Raw genomic sequence first — 23,073 nt, 5'->3', positions numbered from 1 at the left:
GCCTGTACTGTCCGTTGCATGAAACCTGCCATCATTTCACCCGTCTCAGCGCCGGCCGCGTCCCTTCGAGCGAGGCCTTGATGTGGGCCCGGGCACGCGCGAGCCGTGACATCACGGTGCCGATCGGCACGCCCTGGATGTCGGCGACCTCGCGATAGCTCAAGCCCTCCAGCATCACGAGCAGCAGCACCGAACGCTGCTCCTCGACCAGCGTCGCCAGCGCCTTCTCGATATCGCGCCCTTCCGCCTCCGTGCCGCTGGCGTCGGGATTGTTCTCCGACAGCGGCATGAATTGCGGCCGACGCGCCAGCGACCGGCGGCGATTCTTGTTGAGGTTGGTCAGGATCGTGTAGAGCCAGCTCCTGACATCGCCTCCGAGAAACAACCGTTCCGAACGCAGCGCGCGCACCAGCGTGTCCTGCACCAGATCGTCGGCCACGTCGGCATCGCGCGCCAGCGCCCGCGCATAGCGGCGCAACGCCGGGATCATGGCTTCCACACTCTGGCGAAACGCACTCATGCCGCCTCGATTCGATTGGTCCGGCGCGAGCGCCTTACCCATCATAACCCCTGAGTGGAACGGCTATTCCGGACGCGGAAACAGCGTTAACGCCGCGGATTAGGACTGTACCGCAATGGAGGGCTGGTGTACCTCCAAACCAGAAAAATCCGGCACGATTGGACACAGCAGATGGCGCAGAATTCCGGTCTGATGCAAGGCAAGCGCGGGGTCATCCTCGGCGTCGCCAACAACCGCTCGATCGCCTGGGGCATCGCCAAGGCATGCCACGCCGCCGGCGCCGAGCTCGCCTTCACCTATCAGGGCGATGCGCTGAAGAAGCGCGTCGAGCCGCTTGCCGCCGAGGTCGGCGGTCTCGTGCTCGGCCATTGCGACGTCACCGATGCTGCGTCGATCGACGCCGCCTTCGCGGTGCTGAAGGAGAAGTGGGGCAAGATCGACTTCCTGGTGCATGCGATCGCCTATGGCGAGCAGCTCGAGGGGCGCTATGTCGACACCACGCAGGAAAACTTCAGCAAGTCGATGCTGATCTCCTGCTATTCGTTCACCGCGGTGGCGCAGCGTGCCGAGAAGCTGATGATCGATGGTGGCTCGCTCATCACGCTCTCGTACTACGGCGCCGAAAAATGGATGCCGCATTACAACATCATGGGTGTGGCAAAGGCGGCGCTGGAGGCCAGCGTGCGCTATCTCGCCGCCGATCTCGGCGAGAAGAATATCCGCGTCAATGCGATCTCGGCGGGCCCGATCAAGACCCTCGCCGCCTCCGGCATCGGCGACTTCCGCTATATCCTGAAGTGGAACGAATACAACGCGCCGCTGCGGCGTAACGTGTCGACCGAGGACGTCGGCGGCAGCGCGTTGTATTTCCTGTCCGACCTGTCGCGCGGCGTCACCGGCGAAGTGCACCACGTTGATTCCGGCTATCACGTGCTGGGCATGAAGCGGCCGGAGGCGCCTGATATCTCGCTCGGTGGGAAGGACTGATCTTCAGCACCAGCAATGCCTGCGCCAACGATCTACTATCTTCGCCACGGCGAAACCGAGTGGAACGCACTCGGCCGGCTGCAGGGCACCAAGGATATTGCGCTCAACGCGCGCGGGCGCTCGCAGGCGGTTCAGGCCGCCGGCATCCTCGCCGATCTCTTCGCGCGCGACGGACGCGGCAAGACCTCGCTGCCTTACGTGTCGAGCCCACTCGGGCGCGCACGCCAGACCATGGAGATCGTGCGCGGCAAGCTCGACCTGCCGCTCGCCGACTACGCGCTCGACGATCGCCTGCGCGAGATCGGCTACGGCGTGTGGGAGGGGCTGACGCTCGCAGAGAGCGACGCCGCCGATCCGGACGTGTACGCAAGGCGTCTCGCCGACAAATGGACCGTGGCGCCCAAGGACGGCGAGACCTATTTGGACGTCCAGGTCCGCATGCGCGACTGGTACAATTCGCTTGCCGGCGACACCGTCGCGGTCGCCCATGGCGGCACCGCGCGGGCCCTGATGGTCTCGCTCGGCCTGGAGACACCGGCCAGCGCCGCCGATCTCTATATCGAGCAGGGCGCCGTTTACGTGTTCCGCGACGGACGGCTGACGAAGTATAGTTAATTCCGGCCTTGAGCCGGGCAGGTTTGACCGCCGTGCCCCCGCGCGTTACCACACGCCGGAACCGAGCTAGCGAGCAAAGATGTCCTTCAACACCTTCGGCCATATGTTCCGCGTCACCACCTTTGGCGAGAGCCATGGGGTGGCGATCGGCTGCGTTGTCGACGGTTGCCCGCCCATGATCCCGCTGACCGAGGCCGACATCCAGCGCGACCTCGATCGCCGCCGTCCCGGCCAGTCGCGCTTCACCACGCAGCGCCAGGAGGCGGACCAGGTCAAAATCCTCTCCGGCGTGATGGCGCATCCGGAGACCGGCGTGCAGGTCACGACGGGCACGCCGATCGGGCTGTTGATCGAGAACACCGACCAGCGCTCGAAGGACTATTCGGAGATCAAGGACAAGTTTCGCCCGGGTCACGCCGACTTCACCTATGAGGCGAAGTACGGCCTGCGCGACTATCGCGGCGGCGGGCGTTCGTCCGCGCGCGAGACTGCAATGCGGGTTGCCGCCGGCGCGATCGCGCGAAAAGTGATCCCGGACGTGAAGGTGCGCGGCGCGCTGGTGCAGATCGGCCCGCACAAGATCGATCGCGCCAAATGGGACTGGGACGAGATCGCCAACAATCCGTTCTTCTGTCCGGACAAGGACAAGGCGGCGTTCTTTGAAACCTATCTCGACGGCATTCGCAAGAGCGGCTCGTCGATCGGCGCCGTGATCGAGGTGGTCGCGGAAGGCGTGCCGGCGGGGCTCGGCGCGCCGATCTATGCAAAGCTCGATTCCGATCTCGCCGGCGCGATGATGACCATCAACGCGGTGAAGGGCGTCGAGATCGGCGCCGGCTTTGGCGCGGCGGAACTAACGGGTGAGGAGAACGCGGACGAGATGCGCACCGGCAATGACGGCACGCGCTTCCTGTCCAACCACGCCGGCGGCGTGCTCGGCGGCATCTCCACCGGGCAGCCGGTGGTGGTGCGCTTTGCGGTGAAGCCGACCTCGTCGATCCTGCAGCCGCGCCTGACCGTCGATCGCAAGGGCGCCGACACCGAGATCATGACCAAGGGCCGCCACGACCCTTGCGTCGGCATTCGTGCGGTGCCGGTGGGCGAAGCCATGATGGCCTGCGTGCTGGCCGATCACTTTTTGCGCGATCGCGGTCAGGTCGGCCGCTAAGGCGGCGCGAGGCGCTTCGCTTCGAGATACCAGACTGCCGCGCAGCTTGACGTTGCAGCAACTTCGTCCGCAAATGCGGCATGGACAGCAACCGGCTTCAGCAGCTCATCAACTGGCTGATCAACGACGGCGCCAGATCGCCGAAGGAGTCGGGCGGGATGATCGCCGATGTCTGTGAGCATCTGGTCGAGGCCGGCCTGCCGCTGTGGCGGTTCGGCATCTTCATCCGGACGCTGCATCCCGAAATCTTCGGCCGTAACTTCATCTGGCGACAGGGCCAGGCGGTCGAGATGGGCACCGTCGATTTCGAGATCCTGGATTCGCCCGAATTCGCCCGGAGCCCTCTCAAGATCGTGTTCGAGCAGGGGATCGAGGTGAGGGGACGCAGCGGCGATCCCGACAGCGAGCGGTTTCCGATCATCGGCGAGATGCGCGACGCCGAAGGCGTGACGGACTATGTCGCGGTGCCGATGCCGTTTCTCGACGGATCGGTCCATGCGACGAGCTGGATGACGCGGCATCCCGATGGTTTCAGCGACGGCGACATCGCGGCGATCCGGGCCTTTGTGGCGCCACTTGCGCGGGTCAGCGAGATCATCACGCTTCGCCGCACAGCGTCCATGCTGCTCGACACCTATGTCGGCAATCGCGCCGGCGAGCGCATCATGGGCGGCCAGATCCGCCGCGGCCATGCCGAGACCATGCAGGCCGTGATCTGGCTGTCGGATCTGCGCGGCTTCACCGCATTGTCGGACCGCTTGCCCGCGGAGACGGTCGTCAAGATCCTCAACCACTATTTCGACTGCCAGGTGGCCGCGATCCGGGCGCATGGCGGCGAGGTGCTGAAATTCATGGGCGACGGTCTGCTCGCGGTGTTCCCGATCGACGAATATGTCGGCGATGCCGGTCAGGTCTGCTCGCGCGTGCTGGAAGCCGCACGCGAATCCCGCGCCAGCGTCGAGGCACTCGGTGTTCCCGTCGGCGACGTGATGGAGCGTTTTCGGTTCGGCGTCGCGCTCCATGTCGGCCACATCCTCTACGGCAATATCGGCGGCGGCAACCGGCTCGACTTCACCTGCATCGGCCGCGCCGTGAACCTCGCGGCGCGCCTGGAAAAGATCACGGGCAAGCTCGGCCGCACGGTGGTGGCGTCGGAGAGTTTCGTCAGCGTCTGCAACAGCGGCTGGACCGAGCTCGGTGAATTCCCGATCGCGGGCTTTGCGGAAGCCCAGCGCGTCTATGGGCTCGCCGAGGAAATGCCTGTCGTGATGGCCTGAGGGCCTCGTTGGAAAAAGGGGTCGAAAACAACCCCATGCACAGTAGAAGACGGGCGGGGTGAGGGATTGCGGATTTTACGAAATAGAGCTTGACCCGTCGGGCAAATCAGGTGTATATTGTCATCATCGCAAGGTGTGCGACGACCCCTGCAAAATCCGCAGAATCGCGCTTTTTCTCGTCGTTTGGACATCATTTCCGCCAGAAACACGTCCGCGTTTGTCGCGCGCGACAACCGCTCCGCGCTTTTTCCGATGTCGCGAGGGGTTGCCGCGCAAGCGGCCGAGAGGGATCGCTTGACGTATGGCTTTCATGTGCGCGTGCGATGGCACGCGGTACAGGCTTGCATTACCATCACCAAAAGAGCCGCTTTTGGTCGAACGACGGCTGGTCGAGGAGTGAGACGATGGAATACCGACGGTTGGGCGCATCAGGGCTTTCGGTGCCGGCCTTGAGCTTGGGAACGGGCACGTTTGGCGGCGTCGGCCGCCTCGCGGCGTGGGGCACGACGGATGCGACCGAGGCGCGACGCCTGCTCGATATCTGTCTCGAAGCCGGCGTGTCGATGTTCGACACCGCCAACGTCTATTCGCTCGGCGAGTCCGAACGCGTGCTCGGCGAGGCCATCAAGGGCCGGCGCGACAAGGTCTTGATCTCGACCAAGGCGACGTTCCGCTTCGGCGATGGACCCAATGACATCGGCTCGTCACGGCAGAATCTGCTGAAGGCGATCGATGCCTCGCTTCAGAGGCTCGGCACCGATTATATCGACCTGTTCCAGCTCCACGGCTTCGATGCGATGACGCCGCCCGAGGAGGTGCTTGCCACCCTCGACGGTCTCGTGCGCGCCGGCAAGATTCGTTACGTCGGCGTCTCGAACTTCTCCGGCTGGCACCTCATGAAGTCGCTCGCCACATCAGACAAATACGGCTATCCGCGCTATGTCGCCAACCAGACCTATTATTCGCTGATCGGGCGCGACTACGAATGGGAGCTGATGCCGCTCGGCCTCGACCAGGGGCTCGGCGCGGTCGTGTGGTCGCCGCTCGGCTGGGGGCGTCTCACCGGAAAGATCCGCCGCGGCCAACCGCGCCCCGAGGTCAGCCGGCTGCCCAAGACCGCCGAGTTCGGACCGCCGGTGGCGGACGAGCACGTCTATCGCGTCGTCGACGCGATAGACGAGATCGCGAAGGAGACCGGCAAGAGCGTCTCGCAGATCGCGTTGAACTGGCTGTTGCAGCGCCCGACGGTGTCGACGCTGATCATCGGCGCGCGCAACGAGGCGCAGCTGCGCGAGAATCTCGGCGCGGTCGGTTGGTCCTTGACCAGGGAGCAGATCGCCAAGCTGGACGAAGCGAGCAAGGTGACCTTGCCCTATCCGTACTGGCATCAGCGCGTGACCTTCAGCGATCGCAATCCGCCGCCGGTGTAGGATGCGGACTCATCAAGACGCAGCCATAGCCTGATTGACGCGAGTGGAACGAAGGCAAGGTGCCTGGCATTTTGTAGCGCATGATCCGCAGCCCCAGTTTGGGAGTTTGAATCACGGGAGCCCAGCCAAAAGCAACGCTTTTTGCTCGACCCCGGCTCGGCAATTACGGGCAGAAGCGGACATCAACCTGCCGACAATCCCTGATGAATCCATCGAGAATGACCCACAACAGATGTTGGTCGCGTTGAATGTGAGTGTTCGTTTTCAGCGGGGTTGATACTCCGCAAGATCGCCAGGCGCACGCGTATGCGCGCGCGGGACGATCCATGGAACTCTCCGGTGGCTAAAACCGTGTTGTGCCGGGATCAAGCCCTAGCCCGACCCGTCCCGACACGACATAATTGTTCGGGGTCATCGCGAAGTGCTTGGTCGCTGCTACAATGTCACGGAGATGGCGCTCGATCGGCGAGGTTTCGAAGATCGAACTGGTCCCGGCTTCAGCGGCAAGAATTTCCGCGATCCGCAATGCAGTTTCCGCTGCATGGGTACAGGCCGTCCTGAACACTGCGCGGGCTTCGATCAGGCGCGGTCCGTCCTCCGCCAAAGCTGCGACCAATTCTGACATCGCATCGATCAGCAGGGCGCGGCCGGCGCGATGCATTGCGTCTGCGCGTCCGTAATTGCTTTGCACGATCTCGCGGTCACGCATCAGCAAGCTCTGACCCTGCCGGGCCTTTCGGTTGGCGAGGTCGCCAAACGCATTCAGGGCGCCGCGCGCGATGCCGAGCGGAACGGTTCCGACGGTCCAGGCAAACACCGATACGGCAGGCAAACGGTATACGACTCCGTCTTGCGTCGCACGGACCCCGATGAAGTCGTGCGCGTGCCGTTCTGGAACAAATAGATCACGAACCTCGAAGTCGCAGCTACCCGTGGCGCGCAATCCTGACACGCGCCAGGTGTCATGGACTACGACATCGCTGCGCCCAAAATAGTAAAACCGCGGAGGTTCGTCGTTGCCATCGACGTCCTTCGTGCTTGCAAGGGCCACAAAGTGCGACGCATGGTGAGCGCCGCTACCGAACGGCCAGCGGCCGGTGATGCGATAGCCGCCTTCCACCCTCTTTGCCAGACCGACGGCGCCGGTGGCGGAGACGATGAAGGTGCGTGGATCGGAAAAGAACGCTCGCGCGACTGGCTCCTGCAAGTAGCCACCGACCCGGCTCATGCCAGCGCCATTGCCCACCAGCCATCCGATCGAGCCGTCAAGCGAGGACGCAGCTTCGACGACTGACATGAATTCAGCCGGAGAAAGTTCCGGGCCTCCAAGTCCGCGAGGCAACCACAGGCGGAATAGCCCGGCATCCGCCAGCGCATTGAACACTTCGTCCGGCAGCCGGTGGTCGCGGTCGAACGCCTGGCGGTGTTCGGCAATGAGTGGCGCCAGCCCTGCGATCGCGTCCAGATAGTCGTTCACCCGGCCGGGGGATTTTGCCAGCATGTCGCGAGAACTCCTGCCAATACAGCCACTTTCGGCCGCAAAGCCCGATTATGGCAAGCTCAGATAATTCAGGTGCTGGATGAATTGAATTCATCTAGAATTCACCGATGCACCATCTTCCGCCACTTACCGAACTTCGGGCCTTCGAAGCCGCGGCCCGCCATCTCAGCTTCAAGGGCGCGGCGGCAGAACTGTTTGTCACGCCGACGGCCATCAGCCATCAAATCAAGCTGCTCGAACGTCACTGCGGCAGGGATTTATTCCGCCGAAGGCCGCGCCCGCTCAAGCTGACGGCCGCAGGCGAACTGCTCTTCCCGGTTGTCCGCGATGGATTGGCGACATTTGCGAAGGCCCTGGACAAAGTGAGGGCAAGCGCGGTTGGGGGACGGCTGCGTATTACCGCCACCAATGCATTTGCGGCGCGATGGCTGGTGCCACGGCTACCCAAATGGCGAGATGCCCATCCGCGCCTCAAGCTCGATATCTTTGGAACCGACGCCATCCTCGATCTCGCGGCCGATGAAGCCGATATTGCGATTCGCTACGCCCGTAAGCCTCCGGCAGGGGGCCGATGCATCGAATTGATGCGCGACACGTTTCGCGTCGTCGCCAGTCCGAAGCTGGTCGGTGACCTTCGGAAAACGCTCAGTCCTGCCGAACTCGCGAACTTCCCCCTGATCGAGATCGAATGGCCATCCAGAAACCGCGATGCGCCGACCTGGCAGCGTTGGCAGACCAAAGCGAAACTCCGCTTCAAGCGAGTGCCGGATCTCGCCGGACTACCGCACTTGGCGTTCCGCGAAGAACTCCACGCTATCGAAGCGGCCATTTCGGCGCAGGGCATCGCCATCTGCAGCGATGTACTCATCGGGCCCGAACTCGCCAGCGGCGCACTTGTACAAGTTTCGAATCTCACGCTTCGGGGCTACAGTTTTTTCCTGGTCTACCTGCCCACGCATCCCAGAGTGACCCCGATCATGTCTTTCTCCGAATGGGCTCGATCTATGGCGAGGTAGTCGGCGCCTGCAATTGATCCCCTGTGCTCCGCTTTGCTACGCTGCCTCAGGGTCTGCTTCTGGCCCATCGCGACATTTGCTGCGGTTGCATAGAGGCGGTCGGTGTCGGGGCGAACCGGACATCGACGAAGATTTATGAATACGCGCTCTGGTTCAACAATTCGAGCGCGCCCTAATCCGTGCGCTCCAGATTGTCCCTGACGCGATGCTTGAGCGCATCGATGTCGATCTGGTGCACGCTGCCGCTGCCGGCGACCGCGCCCATCGTCATGCAGGGGCCCATCACGCGTACGCTGGAGAGCGCGGCCTTGTCGGCGTCGATGCAGCGGCCGGCGGCGACGATGTTGTCGTCACTTCGGATTGGTCGGCTTGTCCGGCACGAAGGATTTGTCGATGATCTTGTCCGCGTCCACTTCGGCATCGACCATCTTCTGTGACTTGAACCAGGCGATCTGCCGCGCGATGTCGGCGCTGTCGAGCGCGGGATCGACCACGGCGAGCCCGAGCCGCAACGTCTCGATCTTCTGCTCGGTGTATTTTGAGACGATGCCGAGGATCGCGTCGCCCTCGTCGCTGCGGACGAACTTGCCGTCCGCGTCGCGTTTCAAGAGAACACGGGAATATTCCTCGGCGCCGCGCTGGTAGACTTTCAACACCTTCTCGATCAGCTTGCGGTTCTTCTCGATCGCTGCGCTCGATGCGACGACGCAGCCGAGCATCCACGGCGTCTCGTCGCCGACGAAACCGAGCACGAAGGCATCGCCGGAGGCGATCACCGGGCTGATCGTCGTCGTGGCCGTGAGTGCGGCGTCCAACGTGCCGCCCTTGATGGCGGCCGCGACATTGGGCAGCGACTGCAGTGGCACGATCTTGACCGAGCCGATGTCGAATTTCAGCTTGTCCGCGATCAGGCCCAGCGAATAGTGGAAGGTCGAGCCGACCTGGGTGAGGCCCACGGAATGTCCGGGCAGGTCCTTCAGCGTCTTCAGGCCGGAATCATAGGCGCGCTTGGAGGCGACATAGGCGGTGTTCTGGAATCCGGGCGCCTCGCGTGCCGTGCCCGCGATGACCTTCAGCCCGCCCTTGCCGGCGAGATTGTAAAAGGCGGCGGTGAAGCCGGTGAAGCCGACATCGATGTCGCCGGAGACGGCGGCCACCGCGATCGGGACGGCCGCGTCAAAAAACTTGAAGTCGGCGTCGATGCCTTCCTGCTCGAAATAGCCGCGGTCCTTGGCGAGGTACAAGGGCGCTGCCGACGAAAGCTTCAACAACCCGATGCGGACCTTGTCGGCGGCCTGCGCGCTGCCGGCGGCGAGACACAGGACCGCGATCAATGCCGATGCCAACGCGCGCCTCACCGCGCGGCTCCTTCCCGTTGCGCCCATGCCCTCGTTTCCTGTTCTTTGTTGTCCGGCGGATGCCGGCTTGGCGGCATTTTGGGTGATCCGGCCAGGGAATGCAAAGCGCGAAACTGCGCGAACGCTATTCCTCCGGCTCGGTGGTGAACAGCAGCGGATAGCCCTTGGCGCGGCCGGCGTCGGTGGCGCGGGTCGCCTTGGTTTCGGCGACGTCCTTGGTGAAGACGGCAACCACGCAGACGCCGAGCTTGTGCGCCGTGATCATCACCTTGTAGGCTTGGTCCTCCGTCATGCGGAATTCGGCCTTCAGCACCATGGTGACGAATTCACGCGGCGTGTAGTCGTCGTTGACAAGGATGACCTTGTGCAGCTTCGGCCGTTCGACCTTGGTCCTGGTCCTGGTTTTCGGCTTGATGACGGTCTCGGGCATTCCGCCTCCTGAAACACTCGGGCTCCGCGGGTTCCAGCCGCAGATCATCAGCCCGCGGCCTTCGCACCATATTGCAGGACCTGGACCTTCTCCAAGGTGATCAGCCCGCTCGACATCATGCCATCAAGGATGGGCAGGAATGCGTTGATGTTGTCCTCGCTGTCGACGATCTCGATCAGCAGCGGCAGGTCTTCCGACAGCCGCAGGATCTTCGAGGTGTGCAGCCGGCTCGACTTGCCATACCCCATGGGGCCGCGCAGCACGGTGGCGCCGGCGAGGTGCCGCTCGCGCGCCTTGATCACGATCGCTTCATAGAGCGGCTTGCCCTCGAAATGGTCGCTCTCGCCGATGAAGATCCGAAGCGAGACGGCCTGACTGGGAATCTGCATGATCAGCTCCTCTTCAAGCGGTTATAGCGGGCCGCCATCATATGGCCGGCCCATACCGACACCAGCCAGCAGATCAGCGACGCGCCGATATAGGCGAGCGCAGTGACCTTCATGCCGGTATGGGCCAGGCGGAAGGTTTCCAGGCTGAAGGTCGAGAAGGTGGTGTAGCCGCCGCAAAAACCGGTCATCACGAACTGCCTGACCTCGGGCCGCGCCAGCATGCGCCCGTCAGGGCCCGTCAGCGTCGCGTAGAAGCCGATGATCAGCGAGCCGAGCGCGTTGATGACCAGCGTGTTCCAGGGGAAGCCCGGCCCGGTGTCGAGCGCGAGCCCGGTGAGGTAGCGCGCGAGGCCACCGACGATGCTGCCGGCGGCCACCCAGGTGTAGAGGATGGCGCTGCGCCAACGGTCGCTGGAGGAGAGGGCGGTCATTGCGCGCTCCCTCTACTCCCTCTCCCCGCTTGCGGGGAGAGGGTCGGGGTGAGGGGGGCTCTCCGCGGGGGCGGTGACAGAGAGACTCGTGGAGAGTCCCCCTCACCCGATCGCTTCGCGATCGACCTCTCCCCGCAAGCGGGGCGAGGTGAAGGGGAGGCCGCGGATGCAACGCATTCCTGTGTCATCGCGCGCTAGCCTGACTGTCTCCCTCGCCCCGCTTGCGGGGAGAGGGTCGGGTGAGGGGGGCTCTCCGAGGGGACGGTGACAGATGGACTCGCGGAGAGTCCCCCTCACCCGCGCCTTCGGCGCGACCTCTCCCCGCAAGCGGGGCGAGGTGAACCGTCGTCGCTGCTGCTTGCGCGAATCTCAAAGCTAGCCCCCAAATCCGTCGGCAAGCAGGAAGCCGCAACTGACCGCGGTGAGGCACAATCCGACCGAGGCCGCGATGTTGCCGAGCGCGTGAAGCCCTTCGCCGTTGCGCGCCAGCGTCAGCGTTTGCAGGCTGAACGAGGAGACGGTGGTGTAGCAGCCGAGGAAGCCGGTCACCGCAAACAGCCATGGATTGGGCGCAGCGAACAACGAGCCCGGATGGGTAGCGAGCGCGCCAAAAATGCCGATCAGGAAGGCGCCTGACACGTTGATGGTCAGCGTGCCCCAGGGAAACGTCTCGCCCATCCGCCGCGCGATGGCGCCGGAGATGAAATAGCGGGCGCATCCGCCGAGCACGCTGCCAATTGCGATCGCGATCAGTCCGCTCAGCACGCCTCAAGGCCCCCGATCATGGCTGCTCCACCGCATCAGCGGCTTGCGTGATTCCGTTGCCGATCGCAAGCAGGCCGGCGAGGGAGGCCAGCGCGAATCCGAGGCCCGCCAGGAAGGTGACGGCCGGGCCAAAACTGTCCCACAGCGCGCCCGCGATGATGCTGGCCGCGAGCATCGCGAGCCCCGTGAACAGGTTGAAATAGCCGAACGCGGTGCCGCGCAGGTTTTGCGGCGCGCTGTCGGCCACGAGCGCCGAAAACAAGCCTTGCGTTAGCCCCATATGCAGGCCCCACAGCACCACCCCGAGCGCGAGGCCGCCAAGGTTCGGGAAAGCCGCGAGCGCAAGATCGGCGCCGGCGAGAAAGACGAGGCCTACGGCGAGCAGCCCGGTCCGGTTCATCCGGTCGGAGAGCACGCCGGCCGGATAGGCCGAGAGGGCGTAGACGATGTTCATCAGCACCAGCACGGCCGGCACCCACATCGCATTGAGCCCGATATTCTGCGCCCGCAGGATCAGGAAGGCTTCGCTGAAACGCGCGAGCGTGAAGACGATGCCGACCGCCACGATGCGCCAATAGACGGCGCCGAGCTGCCGCATCGCGGCGATGTTGAGCGGGTTTCCCGCAGTCTCCCGCCCGGGCTCCGGATCGGGCTCGCTGACCGCAAAGGTGATCAGTGCAAACGACAGGAATGCCGGCAGCACCGCGATCCAGAACACGATTGTGAAATTGTCCGCAGTCCACCACATCAGGAGAATGGCGAGCAGCGGTCCGACGAAGGCGCCGATCGTGTCGAGCGATTGGCGCAGCCCAAAGCTCGCGCCGCGCAGCCCGCTTGGCGCGATGTCGGCGATCAGCGCATCGCGCGGCGCGCCGCGGATGCCCTTGCCGACGCGATCAACGAAGCGCGCCGCGACCAGCCAGCCCGCGCTCGGCGCCAGCGGAAACAGCGGTTTTGTCAGCGCGGCGAGGCCGTAGCCCAGGGCCGCCAGCACCTTGCGCTTGCCGAGCCAGTCCGACAGCGCGCCGGAGAAGATTTTTGTGATCGCGGCGGTCGCTTCCGCAATGCCCTCGATGAAGCCGACGGTGAGCGTGGAAGTGCCGAGCACGGTGACGAGATAGACCGGGAGCAAAGCGTGGATCATCTCGGAGGAGATATCCATCAGCATCGAAACGAAGCCGAGCACCCAGATCCCCGTGGGGATCCGGGCGCGGGATGGATTTGGCTCGGTCGTCGTCACGTCTTGCCTTTCGAAGCCTCTGCCTTGCGAAGCCCTCTGCGCATCCAGGCAACAAAAAACCCGCCAGCGGCGGGTTGTCCATGCTCCCGCCGAAGGCAGGGGCCTATTGTTGCCCCACCTCAAGCAGGAGTCATCAGCCCAACACGATCGCGTTCATCGCCGGGCGGTTATCGGGGGACTCCATCCCCATCTGTGTCGCAAGCCTAGCATGGAAATCGCGCCGCACAAGTGGGCGGGGGCGCTTCCTCACACCCGGTCAATGCGGGTTCGACGCTGCGCATCGCCCCGGAATGACGCGCCGAGTGGCGCGACCATGGCGGACCTGCGGCGGCTTTGCGCAAGCGTGCACATTTCCTAACTCGAATGTGAAGGTGAACCCATCTTCGCACTTTGCGGAAGGCCGATTGCATGTCACCATCGCGACATACGACGGGAGGGCGCGATGCGCTTGATGTTCTCGATCGGGGCTGTGCTGGTCGCCGGCATGTTTGCCGGGAGCGACGTTGCGGGCGTCGCCGCACCCGGGCCCAAATATCAACCACAGCGACTTGCGGCCGAGAAGGACCAGCAGACCGTCGACGTCGAGCTGGTCCTCGCGGTCGACGTCTCCTACTCCATGGACATGGACGAGCTTGCGATCCAGCGCGAAGGCTACGCGCAGGCGATCCAGTCCAAGGAGTTCCTGCAGGCGCTGAAGGCCGGGCCGAACGGCCGTATCGCCGTGACCTATTTCGAATGGGCGGCCTCGACCGACCAGAAGATCATCATCCCCTGGCGGCTGATCGACGGGCCCGAGACCGCGGACGCGGTCGCGGCCGAGATCATGAAGACGCCGATCCGCCGCGCCTCGCGCACCTCGATCTCGGGCGCGATCAACTTTGCGATGCCGCTGTTCGAGGAGGATCCTTATCGCGGCCTGCGCCGCGTCATCGACATTTCCGGCGACGGTCCCAACAACAATGGCGGCCCGGTCACGGTGTCGCGCGATGCCGCGCTGGAGAAAGGGATCATCATCAACGGCCTGCCGATCATGGTCAAGGAACCGTCCTATTCGACCATGGATATCGACAATCTCGACTACTACTACGAGGACTGCGTGATCGGCGGTCCCGGGTCCTTCGTGGTCTCGATCAAGGACCGCGACAAGTTCAAGGAAGCGATCCGCACGAAACTGCTGCTGGAAGTCGCGGGCCTCGTGCCGGATCGTCCGGTGGTGCGCGTCGCCGACAAGGAGCCGCGCGTGAACTGCCTGATCGGCGAGAAGATCTGGCAGGATCGCTGGGGGCGGTAGCGTTCGTCCGTCGGCCAGTCAGAAGTCGATCGGTTCGCTCAACCGCGCATCACCAGCTCGGGCGTGCGTCGCAGCGATTTGGGCAGGTCCGGCCCGGTGCCGAATCGCATGACGATGTCGGGACGCCGTTCACCTAATCCGAGCGATGCCGCGAATTGCGGTCTGAGCGTCGCCACCTCGACTGGCTGGTTGATGAAGGCGTATTTCAGCCCAAGTGCAGTCGCCTGAAGTCCAAATCGCTGGCAGGCTCGGCCGATCGCGATCCAATGCGCCTTGTCGCTGCGGTCGGCAGTAAGCACGATGATGCCGGCCGAGCTGTCAATCTGCTCGCGATACTTCCTGTTTTCTCCGCTTTCCGTGAAGGCGAGCTTCAACAGCGGCCGCGCGATCCAGGCCGGCAAGGCCGGGTTTCCCGAGGCGCGGGAGAACAACCCGTCCATGCTCGCAACTGCATCCGCTTCATTGAAGCGCATCCAGTCGACGAGCTCGCGCATGAAGGCCTTGTCGCGCATCTGCGCCGAATTTCCTTCCAGCACGTAGTCGGCGACCTTCGAGACGCCGGCGCGCTCGGTTATCAGGATGGTCGAGACGGCCGGCTCGCGACAGGCATCTTCGAGCTGACGCAAGATATCAGGCGCAACCGGCCTGCCGTCGAAAACGGCCCGCGTGCATTGCCTGGCCGGAATGGCGGCGGCCAACGGCGACCCTGCGGGCGGTGCCGGCTCCAGCGCGACCACGATATTGTCGCCAACGACGGTCGGGTTTGCGCGCCAGCCGAGCATTGCGGCCGCGAGAGCGAGATTCTCGACGGCGCAGCCGAGGCTGACGAACAGATGATGGTCGTCAGGATCGACGGCCGGGCAGCGGCGGGTGAAGTCGGGCGCGATCGTGATGTCATCGCCACGCGCGGTGAAGATCCAGGGTTGGGTGTTGTGGCTGTTGGCGGCAAGCGTCGCAAAGCGGACGAGCTCGCGGTTCCTCGGAGGGACCTGCAGCGGGGCGCGCGACGTCCGCACCGCGTCCTGATAGGTCATCGTCGCCGCCCTCGCGGGGCGACTGACGAATGCCGCGGCCGACAGCCCGAGTGCGGCGGAGATGAGGTGTCGTCGGTCGATCACCCGGCCTGACTCCAGGGAAAATTCCTGATCGAGTCTAGCGCCTCACCAGCGGCTGGGCTTGACCGACATCAACGCCGATTTCCGGCAATGCGATCGGCGGAATGAGCCGCGACGATCTGGACACCCGGCAGGATCTTTGAGACCGGTGATCGTTCACCATTTCGGCGGCTGATTTGCGCTCCTCATCTCGGTCACAAGCCGCCGTCGACCTGGAGGCACTGGCGCGTGATGCGCTGGCTGTCGTCGGAGGCGAGAAACAATGCGAGTTGCGCGATGTCGTCGGGCGTCACCGCATCGGGGACGGCCTGACGGGTGCGAAACTCGGCAATCTGCGTCTCGTCCGGATACCACAGCCGGCGCTGGCGCTCGGTGATCACCATGCCGGGCGCGATGGCGTTGACGCGGATGCGGTCGGGGCCGACGATCCGGGCGAGCGAATTGGTGAAGCCGACGATGGCGGCCTTCGCGGCCGCATAGGCCGGCAGCCCCGGCGCGCCGCGCATCCACGCGATCGAGGACATGTTGACGATCGAGCCGCCGCCGCGCGCGCGCATCTGCGGCACCACCGCCTGCGCCGCGAAGACAACGTGCTTGAGATTGACGCCCATCGTCCAGTCGAATTCCTGCGGCGTCAATTCGGCCAGCATGTGGCGCTTGTCGTTCGCGGCGTTGTTGACGAGCACGGCGGCGTCGCCGAGCGCACCGTGGACGCGATCGATCGCGCCGCGCAGCGCCTCGATGTCGAGGAGGTCGCAGGGTACGAACAGCGGCGCGGAGCCGAACGCATCGGTGACCTCGCGCACCAGCGCCTCGCCGGCATCTCTGTCGATATCGAGAAAGGCGACGCGGGATTTTTGCGCCGCAAATGCCCGCACGAAGGCGGCGCCGATGCCGCTGGCGCCGCCCGTGATCAGGACGACGCGACCGGCCAGGCCGGAATAGATGGAAACAGTCATGCGATCAGGCGCTCCGTCTCGGGGTCGAACAGGCAAATGCGGCGGGTGTCGAGCGCAAAGGACGCACGCTCTCCCGGTACCGGTCGTATGTCGGGCGAGATGCGCGCCAGCGCGGGTTCGCCGCCGAGCCGCAGCAGCACGATGGTCTCGGCGCCCGTGGGCTCGACCATCTCGACCGGCGCATTGACGACAATGGGCTCGCCCACAGCGCCGGAAAACGCGCGATTGCCCTCGGCAATGCATTCCGGCCTGATGCCCAGCACCACCTCACGGCCGACATAGGAGGCCGCCGCCTCGTATCCCCTTAGGCCAAGCCGCACCTCGTATGGCCGCCCCGCGCCGATCACCACGACAGGTCCGTCGTCGCCGGCCTCCAGCCGCGCCGGCATCGTGTTCATCGGCGGCGAACCCATGAAGCGCGCCACGAACAGATTGGCGGGATAGCGGTAGACGGTGTCGGGATCGGCGAATTGCTGCACGGCGCCCTGGTGCATCACGGCAATCCGTGTCGCCATGGTCATCGCCTCGATCTGGTCGTGGGTGACATAGATGATGGTGGCGCCGATGCGCTGATGCAGCCGCTTGATCTCCATCCGCATCTCGACCCGCAGTTTTGCGTCGAGGTTGGAGAGCGGCTCGTCGAACAGGAACAGCAGGGGATCGCGCACCAGCGCACGGCCCATCGCCACGCGCTGGCGCTGCCCGCCTGACAGTTGCGACGGTTTGCGGGCGAGCAGGGGCTCGATCTGGAGCAATTTGGCGACGTTGGTGAGCGCCTTCTCCTGCTCCGCCTTCGGCACGTTGCGGCATTCCATGCCAAAGGTGATGTTCTGGCGCACCGTCATCGACGGATAGAGCGCGTAGGACTGGAACACCATGGCGATGTCGCGGTCCTTCGGCTCGACGTCGTTGACGACGCGTCCGCCGATCTCGATCGTGCCTGCGCTCGGACGGTCGAGCCCGGCGACGATGTTGAGCAGAGTGGACTTGCCGCAACCGGACGGTCCGACCAGCACGGTGAACTCGCCGCTCTCGATGTCGAGATTGATGCCCTTCAGCACCTCCAGATTGGCGTAACGCTTCGACAAGGTGCGAATGCTTAGCGCGGCCATGATGTCCCCTTCATTTCACGGCGCCGGCGGTGAGCCCGCGTACGAAGTACTTGCCGCCGATCAGGTAGATCAGCAGGGTGGGCAGGGCCGCGATCATCACAGCGGCGCTCTGCACGCCATGCTGCGGGATGTCGGCGACCGCGGCCGAAAGCGCGATCAGCGCCGCGGTGACCGGCTGCTGCTGGCCGGTCGTGAACGTCACGCCATAGAGGAACTCGTTCCAGATATGCGTGAACTGCCAGATGATGGTGACGACCAGGATCGGCGGCGAGAGCGGCAGGATGATGCGCCAGAAGATGCGGAAGAACCCCGCGCCATCGATGCGCGCGGCCCGGATCAGCTCCTGTGGGATGGAGACGTAGTAGTTCCGGCAGAACAACACGGTGAACGAAAGCCCCTGGATGGTATGGATCGCCACCAGGCCCGTCAGCGTGTTCATCAGGCCGGTGTCACGCAGCACGATGGTCCAGGGCAAGAGACGCATCTGCTGCGGCAGGAAGATTCCGAGCGTGACGATGCCATAGATCCACTGATCGCCGCGAAAGCGCCAGAGCGAGATCGCGTAACCGGCGACTGCACCGAGCAGGGTGGAGAAGATCGTCGCAGGGATGGTGACGAGCGCGGAGTTGAGCATGTACGGCCGGATGCCGGCGCAGGTCTGCGCCACGCAGAAGTCGGACCAGGCCGTGAGGTAGTTGCCGAAGGCCCATTTGAGCGGCCAGCCGATCATCGAGGTCTGCGCGATTTCCTCGTTGCTGCGCAGCGAGTTCAGGATGACGACGATCAGTGGCACGAGCCAGGCGACCGCGACCAGCACGACGACGAGATAGATGAGCATGCGGCTCGGCGTAAAACTCCGGTCACGCATGGTTGGCCCGCCGTCGCTGGAGATGTCGCCACGCCGCGTAGGGCAGCAGCACCGCGAGAAGAATCAGCAGCATCAGCACGGCTGCCGCCGCGCCGCGACCGAGCAGGCCGCGCTGGAACATCAGGTCGTAGACCACGAGAGCCGGCAATTGGGTCGCGATTCCAGGCCCGCCATTGGTCAGCGCGCGGACGAGGTCGAAGGTCGAAATGGCGAACTGGAGCTGGATGACGATGACGGTGATGGTGATCGGCCACAGCGTCGGCAGGATGACGCGGCGGTACATCCGGATCGGTCCTGCGCCGTCGATCTGTGCGGCCTTGATCAAGTCGGAATCGACCGACCGCAGGCCGGCGAGGAAGAGCGCCATGGCGAAGCCCGAGGATTGCCAGATCGCGGCGATCACGATGGTCCAGATCGCCATGTCGCGGTCGACCAGCCAGTCGAACCGGAACGAGGTCCAGCCGAGATCCTGGACGAGCTTCTGGATCCCGAGGCCGGGATTGAGCAGCCAGCTCCAGACCGTGCCTGTCACGACGAACGACACGGCCAGGGGATAGAGGAAGATAGATCGCAGCGTGTTCTCGCCGCGAATGCGCTGGTCGAGCAGGATCGCCAGCATGAGGCCGGTCACCAGGCTCAGCAGCACGAACGCGCTGCCGAACAGCAAGAGATTGTCGAAGGCGATGTTCCAGTTCCGGGTCGCCAGCACCGATGTGTAGTTGCGCAGACCCACCCAGCCCGTAACAGGGACAAGGGTGGACGGCGTGAACGAAATCCAGATCGTCCATAGCGAAAACGAAATCAGGTGCGCTGCCGACAACAGCAGCGGCACCCAGATCGTCAGATATTCGGGCAGCCGACCGACCACGCCTGATGTGGTCGGCCGCGCTGTTCGCGTCACTGCGGCGACGGTGTCGGTCACCGCGCCCCCTCGACGGCTTCGGCGAGGCGGGTAGCTGCCTGCTCCGGCTTGATCGTCTTGTTCTTCACGTATTCGGTGAGCACGTCGATCATCGCTGCGGTCAGGCCGTTCTCCTGCGCCATATTGTGCGCGAGGCTCAGCACGGCCTGATTGTTGGCAACCGCGTCCTTGAGCGCGGCTGCGGTGCGCCGCTGACCGTCCGACCAGCCTTCACCCGAGAGATCGACATCGGTGCGCACGGGGATCGACCCCGTGATCTGCGAGTACATGGTCTGGATCGCGGGATCCATGACGAGCTTGGCCATCAGCGCCTGACCGGCCTGGAGATCGGGCTCCTTGCGCTCCCAGAAGATGAAGGCATCGGCATTCAGCAGGAACACCGGCTTGCTGTTGTCGCTGGGGCCGGGGGTGATGATGAAGTCCTCGAGCTTGAAACCGGCGTTGCGCAGCACGCCTTGCGCCCATCCGCCCTGGATCATCATGCCCATGTCGCCGTCGATGAAGCGCTTCGCATTGGTGGCAAAGGGTTGCGCGCCGACATTGGGGTCCATCCAGTCGGCGATCTTGCGGGTCTGCGCGAAGGCGGCCTTGACCTCGGGGCCCTCAAGCGCCTTCTTGTCGAGATTCATGATGGCCGCGCGGTAGGCCGTTGGGCTGATGCCGGCGAGCGAGGCCTCGAATTTCTGCCCGTCGTCGGGGCGGGTGCCGCCGTTGGCGATCGGATATGTGACGCCGCCCGACTTCATCTTTTCGGCAAGCTCGTTGAAATCGGCCCAGGTGACCGGGACCTTGTCGGCCTTGGCCTTGTCCATCGCGCGCTTGGAGAGAAACAGCATGTTGGTGCTGTAGATCTGCAGCGGCAGCGCAATCCACTTGCCGCCCGGCTTGTGCAATTTCGCAAGGTCCGGCGCGACGACCTTCTCGTAGCCGGCGGCGGCGACGACGGAATCGAGATTGACGGTCGGCGCGATCTTCGACCAGGCCGCGATCTCGGGGCCCTTGAGCTGCGAGCAGGCCGGTGGATCGCCGGCGATGATCTGGGCACGCAGCTTGTTCATCATCTCCGTGGTGAAGCCGGGGACGGGCGAATGCTGCCAAATGCCGCCCTTCTCCTCGAACTTCTTGCCGAGCGCGGTGATGGCCGCGCCATCGCTGCCTGCGGACCATTGCGAGATCGCGGTCAGGCGCGGTTTGACGCCTTGCGCGCGGGCGAACGAAGGCAGTGCGAGCGTGGCAGCGGCTCCAGCGAGCAGACGGCGCCTTGTTGTCGTGATCGGCATGGCATGTTCCTCCCGGGTGTGAACTTTGTTTTATGCTTTCACGTCACGTGGTTCAGGTCAGTTCAGGCAGCCTCCACGGAGGCGGCCGGCATGCCGCCGCGGCACGCCAGGCACCAGGCGGCGAAGGCGAGCGCGGCATTCGGATCGTTGCCGGTCGACGGCGGCACGAAGGCGACCGACACCTGGGCGTGTTTGCGTCCGCCCAGCAGCGACGCATCGATGCCGTCGACGACGGCCTTGCGATCCTCTTCTGTGAGCAGCGACGGCCAGCCGCTGATGGCAACGCCGGGGCACGGCTTAACGTTCAGCGTATTGCCGATCGCCAGCCCAAGCCGGAACAGGCGCCGCCGCAGCTCCTGGCGCACGCGCGCCGGAATCGAGATCGTGTTCACCCATCCGGCGCTGTCCTGCAGTTCGGCCTCGGGCACGCCGATGAGGTCTCCCAAGGCCGGAAGCGACGTATAGGCTTCGACGCAGCCATGATGGCCGCAGCGGCAGCGCGGCCCACCGTCGCCGAACACCATGTGGCCGAGCTCGACCGGCTGCAGCGCCTCGGCCTCGACGGGACCGTCGACCCAGGTGCCGGCAATGCCCTGGCCGACGAAAACGAACAGATGTGCGCCCGCAAACGGATAGTCCGCGGTGCGGGAGCGATGAAAGGTCGTATGGGCGACGACGGAGTTGGTGATCTCTATCGGCACGTCCGAAAATGCCTCGCCGAGCAGGTCGCGCACCAGCTCGACGTCACAGGGAATGATGGGGTTGCCGAGCTCGCTCAGCCGGCCGAGGCCGGGAACGGAGACGCCGATCTGCGACAGCCGTACGCGGTGTTTCCGCGTCCAGTCCTGCAGCAGCTCCAGTGCATCGCGAAAGGCACGTCCGACGGATGCGACCGTCGGCTTCTTCGGAAAGGACACCCGTTCGGCAAAATGCAGCTCGCCGGAAAGGGCGCCGACGCCGACGCTCCATCTTCGTGCGGTGAGCTCAAAGGCTGCGAGCGCAACGGAACCGTCGAGCGACACGAGCGCGGAGGGGCCGCCGAAATAGGGCGCAGGACACCGCACTTCCTCGATCAGGCCCTCCGCTTTCAGGTCGAACAGGATGCGCGACAGGCTGGCCTCGGAGAGGCGCACGGCCCGCGCCAGAGGCGGCCGAAACGTGCCACCCGACTGGAGCAAATGCCCCAGAATGGCCGCGCGTGTCTGCCGCCGGCTTCTCGGCTGCTCCGACATTTCCATCCCTGACGTCATTCTTACTTAGTGTAAGAATGAGCGCGAAGCCTTTCCGCTGTCAAGGTGCTTGCCGGCTTGCGCGCGAACTTGCTGTTGTGCGCGGCAGCAAAGACGGCACGGTTGAATCGTTCGAAGTTGCAGCGTTTCGTGTGCCATGTGCGTCGAGTGCTGCCAAATGCACTCACGGAGATTGTTGCTACGCTGGAGTTCCGCCATGCTGGTCGCGCGCGGCGCCAAGCCGGTCAGCGCGCCGCAGACCTACGACTACGGCATGCGCGATTTCGACATCCTCGATCCCGACGGCAATCAACTGGTCTTCGGCATGGGTGTGTCCAAAACGGATTGAAGATCACGCACGCCGACAAAAGATCGAGGCGGCCCCGCGACTTCGCTGTCGCTTGTCCCTGCGGGAATCAGCTTAACTGCGGGGACACACAGGGGATCGCCGAATGCCGAACGCCAGGCTTGCCGCGCCGTCCGATTTTGCCGGGTTGCTGGATCTGTTTCGCGTATCGGAGGTGAGTGCTGCTGCCGAGCCGCAGGCGAGGCGTGAGGCTATCTGGCAACAAACGCTCGCGCGCGACGACATCGCGGTGCTCGTGTCGACGGCGGGCGACAAGATCGTCGCCACCTGCATGCTGATCACGGCGCCCAATCTGCTGCGCGGTGGACGGCAACACGGCTTTCTCGAAAACGTCGTCACCCATCCCGAGTTTCAGGGCCGCGGCCATGGCCGCGCCGTCGTCGCCGCCGCGCTGGCGGAAGCCTGGCGCAGGGATTGTCATCACGTGCTGATGCAGAGCGGCCGCAAGGATCCGCGCGTTCACCGCTTCTATGAAGCCTGCGGGTTCGAGCCGGGCTTGCGCATCGGCTACGTCGCGCGGCGGCCCGGCGATTGATGGACCGGCTCCTTGATCTCAGCGCGCAAACCGCGCCACCAGCTCGACATGCGGCGTGTGCTTGAACTGGTCGACCGGCACCACCGTCTCGATTTTGTAGCCGCCGTCGATCAACAGCCGCGCGTCGCGGGCGAAGGTCGCGGCGTTGCAGGATACGGCGACGATAACCGGTACCTTGCTCGATGCGAGTTTCAGCGCTTGCGCCTGGGCGCCCTGGCGCGGCGGGTCGAACACCACGACGTCGACATCGCGCAGTTCTGGCGGCACC

General features: G+C 64.5%; 25 protein-coding genes, 1 pseudogene and 1 riboswitch. Of the genes and pseudogenes, 9 read left to right on the top strand and 17 right to left on the bottom strand.

The genetic code is table 11. From position 1 onward, the window contains the following. Window positions 1-31 precede the first annotated feature (31 nt). Complete coding sequence (locus C2U70_RS19615; RefSeq protein WP_140980067.1) at window positions 32-520, bottom strand: sigma-70 family RNA polymerase sigma factor; 489 nt, start codon at window positions 518-520, stop codon at window positions 32-34. Window positions 521-691: 171 nt separating this feature from the next. On the opposite strand from C2U70_RS19615, the gene fabI reads away from it, so the two are divergent. The 5 genes from fabI to C2U70_RS19590 all read left to right on the top strand — a co-directional run bounded on the left by fabI (window position 692) and on the right by C2U70_RS19590 (window position 5,997). Then, a complete protein-coding gene (gene fabI / locus C2U70_RS19610; RefSeq protein ID WP_140980066.1) occupies window positions 692-1,507 on the top strand; it encodes an enoyl-ACP reductase FabI in 816 nt (271 codons plus the stop codon). 15 nt (window positions 1,508-1,522) lie between these two features. Next, window positions 1,523-2,122 carry a histidine phosphatase family protein gene (locus tag C2U70_RS19605; RefSeq protein ID WP_140980065.1) on the top strand — a complete coding sequence of 200 codons (600 nt, stop codon included), beginning with the start codon at window positions 1,523-1,525 and terminating at the stop codon, window positions 2,120-2,122. A gap of 79 nt (window positions 2,123-2,201) precedes the next feature. Further along, on the top strand, window positions 2,202-3,290 hold the full coding sequence (aroC, locus tag C2U70_RS19600; RefSeq protein WP_140980064.1) for a chorismate synthase: 1,089 nt from the start codon (window positions 2,202-2,204) through the stop codon (window positions 3,288-3,290). Window positions 3,291-3,370: 80 nt separating this feature from the next. Then, window positions 3,371-4,567, top strand: coding sequence for an adenylate/guanylate cyclase domain-containing protein (locus tag C2U70_RS19595; RefSeq protein WP_140980063.1), 1,197 nt, complete (start codon window positions 3,371-3,373; stop codon window positions 4,565-4,567). A gap of 404 nt (window positions 4,568-4,971) precedes the next feature. Beyond that, window positions 4,972-5,997: an aldo/keto reductase gene (locus tag C2U70_RS19590; RefSeq protein ID WP_140980062.1), complete on the top strand. Its 1,026-nt coding sequence runs from the start codon at window positions 4,972-4,974 to the stop codon at window positions 5,995-5,997. A gap of 343 nt (window positions 5,998-6,340) precedes the next feature. Here the strand turns inward: C2U70_RS19590 and C2U70_RS19585 are convergent, their stop codons facing one another. Further along, a complete protein-coding gene (locus C2U70_RS19585; RefSeq protein WP_140980061.1) occupies window positions 6,341-7,498 on the bottom strand; it encodes an acyl-CoA dehydrogenase family protein in 1,158 nt (385 codons plus the stop codon). A 107-nt stretch (window positions 7,499-7,605) separates the two neighbouring features. Between C2U70_RS19585 and C2U70_RS19580 the strand changes: the two genes are divergently transcribed. After that, the gene (locus C2U70_RS19580) at window positions 7,606-8,514 is read left to right on the top strand and encodes a LysR substrate-binding domain-containing protein (protein ID WP_140980060.1); all 909 of its coding nucleotides are present in this window, start codon (window positions 7,606-7,608) and stop codon (window positions 8,512-8,514) included. Window positions 8,515-8,686: 172 nt separating this feature from the next. Here the strand turns inward: C2U70_RS19580 and C2U70_RS33715 are convergent, their stop codons facing one another. The 7 genes from C2U70_RS33715 to C2U70_RS19540 all read right to left on the bottom strand — a co-directional run bounded on the left by C2U70_RS33715 (window position 8,687) and on the right by C2U70_RS19540 (window position 13,127). Beyond that, window positions 8,687-8,935, bottom strand: a complete 249-nt coding sequence (locus C2U70_RS33715) for an FAD-dependent oxidoreductase (protein WP_283810392.1) — start codon at window positions 8,933-8,935, stop codon at window positions 8,687-8,689. Beyond that, entirely contained in the window at window positions 8,865-9,872 is a 1,008-nt protein-coding gene (locus tag C2U70_RS19570; protein ID WP_246666795.1) for an ABC transporter substrate-binding protein, read from the bottom strand. The genes C2U70_RS33715 and C2U70_RS19570 overlap by 71 nt, the downstream gene beginning before the upstream one ends. Before the next feature lie 124 nt (window positions 9,873-9,996). Further along, the gene (clpS, locus tag C2U70_RS19565) at window positions 9,997-10,302 is read right to left on the bottom strand and encodes an ATP-dependent Clp protease adapter ClpS (RefSeq protein WP_140980058.1); all 306 of its coding nucleotides are present in this window, start codon (window positions 10,300-10,302) and stop codon (window positions 9,997-9,999) included. A gap of 47 nt (window positions 10,303-10,349) precedes the next feature. Next, on the bottom strand, window positions 10,350-10,691 hold the full coding sequence (locus tag C2U70_RS19560) for a DUF190 domain-containing protein (RefSeq protein WP_140980057.1): 342 nt from the start codon (window positions 10,689-10,691) through the stop codon (window positions 10,350-10,352). A 2-nt stretch (window positions 10,692-10,693) separates the two neighbouring features. After that, entirely contained in the window at window positions 10,694-11,122 is a 429-nt protein-coding gene (gene crcB, locus C2U70_RS19555) for a fluoride efflux transporter CrcB (RefSeq protein ID WP_140980056.1), read from the bottom strand. Window positions 11,123-11,497: 375 nt separating this feature from the next. After that, on the bottom strand, window positions 11,498-11,887 hold the full coding sequence (crcB, locus tag C2U70_RS19545) for a fluoride efflux transporter CrcB (RefSeq protein ID WP_140980055.1): 390 nt from the start codon (window positions 11,885-11,887) through the stop codon (window positions 11,498-11,500). Window positions 11,888-11,903: 16 nt separating this feature from the next. Beyond that, window positions 11,904-13,127, bottom strand: a complete 1,224-nt coding sequence (locus C2U70_RS19540; RefSeq protein ID WP_140980054.1) for an MFS transporter — start codon at window positions 13,125-13,127, stop codon at window positions 11,904-11,906. Between the two features lie 117 nt (window positions 13,128-13,244). Further along, a riboswitch (Fluoride riboswitch) is annotated at window positions 13,245-13,324 on the bottom strand. A 245-nt stretch (window positions 13,325-13,569) separates the two neighbouring features. Between C2U70_RS19540 and C2U70_RS19535 the strand changes: the two genes are divergently transcribed. Then, window positions 13,570-14,418, top strand: coding sequence for a DUF1194 domain-containing protein (locus tag C2U70_RS19535; RefSeq protein ID WP_140980053.1), 849 nt, complete (start codon window positions 13,570-13,572; stop codon window positions 14,416-14,418). Between the two features lie 38 nt (window positions 14,419-14,456). On the opposite strand, the gene C2U70_RS19530 is transcribed toward C2U70_RS19535, so the two are convergent. The 7 genes from C2U70_RS19530 to C2U70_RS19500 all read right to left on the bottom strand — a co-directional run bounded on the left by C2U70_RS19530 (window position 14,457) and on the right by C2U70_RS19500 (window position 21,912). Next, window positions 14,457-15,533: an Acg family FMN-binding oxidoreductase gene (locus C2U70_RS19530; protein WP_186294367.1), complete on the bottom strand. Its 1,077-nt coding sequence runs from the start codon at window positions 15,531-15,533 to the stop codon at window positions 14,457-14,459. 194 nt (window positions 15,534-15,727) lie between these two features. Beyond that, the gene (locus C2U70_RS19525) at window positions 15,728-16,492 is read right to left on the bottom strand and encodes an SDR family NAD(P)-dependent oxidoreductase (protein WP_140980051.1); all 765 of its coding nucleotides are present in this window, start codon (window positions 16,490-16,492) and stop codon (window positions 15,728-15,730) included. Further along, complete coding sequence (locus C2U70_RS19520; protein WP_140980050.1) at window positions 16,489-17,604, bottom strand: ABC transporter ATP-binding protein; 1,116 nt, start codon at window positions 17,602-17,604, stop codon at window positions 16,489-16,491. Before C2U70_RS19520 ends, C2U70_RS19525 begins: the two co-directional genes overlap by 4 nt. 10 nt (window positions 17,605-17,614) lie before the next feature. After that, window positions 17,615-18,472 carry a carbohydrate ABC transporter permease gene (locus C2U70_RS19515; RefSeq protein ID WP_140980049.1) on the bottom strand — a complete coding sequence of 286 codons (858 nt, stop codon included), beginning with the start codon at window positions 18,470-18,472 and terminating at the stop codon, window positions 17,615-17,617. Next, the gene (locus C2U70_RS19510; RefSeq protein WP_433960687.1) at window positions 18,465-19,394 is read right to left on the bottom strand and encodes a carbohydrate ABC transporter permease; all 930 of its coding nucleotides are present in this window, start codon (window positions 19,392-19,394) and stop codon (window positions 18,465-18,467) included. The genes C2U70_RS19515 and C2U70_RS19510 overlap by 8 nt, the downstream gene beginning before the upstream one ends. Then, window positions 19,391-20,674 (bottom strand): ABC transporter substrate-binding protein, encoded by a 1,284-nt coding sequence (locus C2U70_RS19505; RefSeq protein WP_140980048.1) that lies wholly within the window; start codon window positions 20,672-20,674, stop codon window positions 19,391-19,393. The genes C2U70_RS19510 and C2U70_RS19505 overlap by 4 nt, the downstream gene beginning before the upstream one ends. A 62-nt stretch (window positions 20,675-20,736) precedes the next feature. After that, window positions 20,737-21,912: an ROK family transcriptional regulator gene (locus C2U70_RS19500; protein WP_186294366.1), complete on the bottom strand. Its 1,176-nt coding sequence runs from the start codon at window positions 21,910-21,912 to the stop codon at window positions 20,737-20,739. Between the two features lie 208 nt (window positions 21,913-22,120). On the opposite strand from C2U70_RS19500, the gene C2U70_RS33710 reads away from it, so the two are divergent. Together C2U70_RS33710 and C2U70_RS19495 are read left to right on the top strand one after the other, a co-directional pair. After that, window positions 22,121-22,252, top strand: a complete 132-nt coding sequence (locus C2U70_RS33710) for a hypothetical protein (protein ID WP_283810391.1) — start codon at window positions 22,121-22,123, stop codon at window positions 22,250-22,252. Window positions 22,253-22,355: 103 nt separating this feature from the next. Continuing rightward, the gene (locus C2U70_RS19495; RefSeq protein ID WP_140980046.1) at window positions 22,356-22,805 is read left to right on the top strand and encodes a GNAT family N-acetyltransferase; all 450 of its coding nucleotides are present in this window, start codon (window positions 22,356-22,358) and stop codon (window positions 22,803-22,805) included. Window positions 22,806-22,823: 18 nt separating this feature from the next. Here C2U70_RS19495 and C2U70_RS19490 read toward each other — a convergent pair. Beyond that, window positions 22,824-23,073: pseudogene (locus C2U70_RS19490) on the bottom strand (RNA methyltransferase); the annotation flags it as partial.

It is taken from the genome of Bradyrhizobium guangdongense (genome assembly GCF_006483445.1).
Lineage (GTDB): Bacteria > Pseudomonadota > Alphaproteobacteria > Rhizobiales > Xanthobacteraceae > Bradyrhizobium > Bradyrhizobium guangdongense_A.
The sequence above is the reverse complement of the archived record's forward strand: the minus strand, read 5'-3'. Positions and strand labels throughout refer to the sequence as shown.

Coding starts and splice junctions, on each gene's coding strand:
- C2U70_RS33715 (WP_283810392.1), bottom strand. CDS start 8,935: ATGCCGAAGTGGACGCGGACAAGATCATCGACAAATCCTTCGTGCCGG.
- C2U70_RS19505 (WP_140980048.1), bottom strand. CDS start 20,674: ATGCCGATCACGACAACAAGGCGCCGTCTGCTCGCTGGAGCCGCTGCC.
- C2U70_RS19615 (WP_140980067.1), bottom strand. CDS start 520: ATGAGTGCGTTTCGCCAGAGTGTGGAAGCCATGATCCCGGCGTTGCGC.
- C2U70_RS19525 (WP_140980051.1), bottom strand. CDS start 16,492: ATGACTGTTTCCATCTATTCCGGCCTGGCCGGTCGCGTCGTCCTGATC.
- C2U70_RS19595 (WP_140980063.1), top strand. CDS start 3,371: ATGGACAGCAACCGGCTTCAGCAGCTCATCAACTGGCTGATCAACGAC.
- clpS (WP_140980058.1), bottom strand. CDS start 10,302: ATGCCCGAGACCGTCATCAAGCCGAAAACCAGGACCAGGACCAAGGTC.
- C2U70_RS19520 (WP_140980050.1), bottom strand. CDS start 17,604: ATGGCCGCGCTAAGCATTCGCACCTTGTCGAAGCGTTACGCCAATCTG.
- C2U70_RS33710 (WP_283810391.1), top strand. CDS start 22,121: ATGCTGGTCGCGCGCGGCGCCAAGCCGGTCAGCGCGCCGCAGACCTAC.
- C2U70_RS19580 (WP_140980060.1), top strand. CDS start 7,606: ATGCACCATCTTCCGCCACTTACCGAACTTCGGGCCTTCGAAGCCGCG.
- C2U70_RS19590 (WP_140980062.1), top strand. CDS start 4,972: ATGGAATACCGACGGTTGGGCGCATCAGGGCTTTCGGTGCCGGCCTTG.
- C2U70_RS19560 (WP_140980057.1), bottom strand. CDS start 10,691: ATGCAGATTCCCAGTCAGGCCGTCTCGCTTCGGATCTTCATCGGCGAG.
- C2U70_RS19585 (WP_140980061.1), bottom strand. CDS start 7,498: ATGCTGGCAAAATCCCCCGGCCGGGTGAACGACTATCTGGACGCGATC.
- C2U70_RS19495 (WP_140980046.1), top strand. CDS start 22,356: ATGCCGAACGCCAGGCTTGCCGCGCCGTCCGATTTTGCCGGGTTGCTG.
- C2U70_RS19605 (WP_140980065.1), top strand. CDS start 1,523: ATGCCTGCGCCAACGATCTACTATCTTCGCCACGGCGAAACCGAGTGG.
- C2U70_RS19500 (WP_186294366.1), bottom strand. CDS start 21,912: ATGGAAATGTCGGAGCAGCCGAGAAGCCGGCGGCAGACACGCGCGGCC.
- C2U70_RS19535 (WP_140980053.1), top strand. CDS start 13,570: ATGCGCTTGATGTTCTCGATCGGGGCTGTGCTGGTCGCCGGCATGTTT.
- aroC (WP_140980064.1), top strand. CDS start 2,202: ATGTCCTTCAACACCTTCGGCCATATGTTCCGCGTCACCACCTTTGGC.
- fabI (WP_140980066.1), top strand. CDS start 692: ATGGCGCAGAATTCCGGTCTGATGCAAGGCAAGCGCGGGGTCATCCTC.
- C2U70_RS19515 (WP_140980049.1), bottom strand. CDS start 18,472: ATGCGTGACCGGAGTTTTACGCCGAGCCGCATGCTCATCTATCTCGTC.
- crcB (WP_140980056.1), bottom strand. CDS start 11,122: ATGACCGCCCTCTCCTCCAGCGACCGTTGGCGCAGCGCCATCCTCTAC.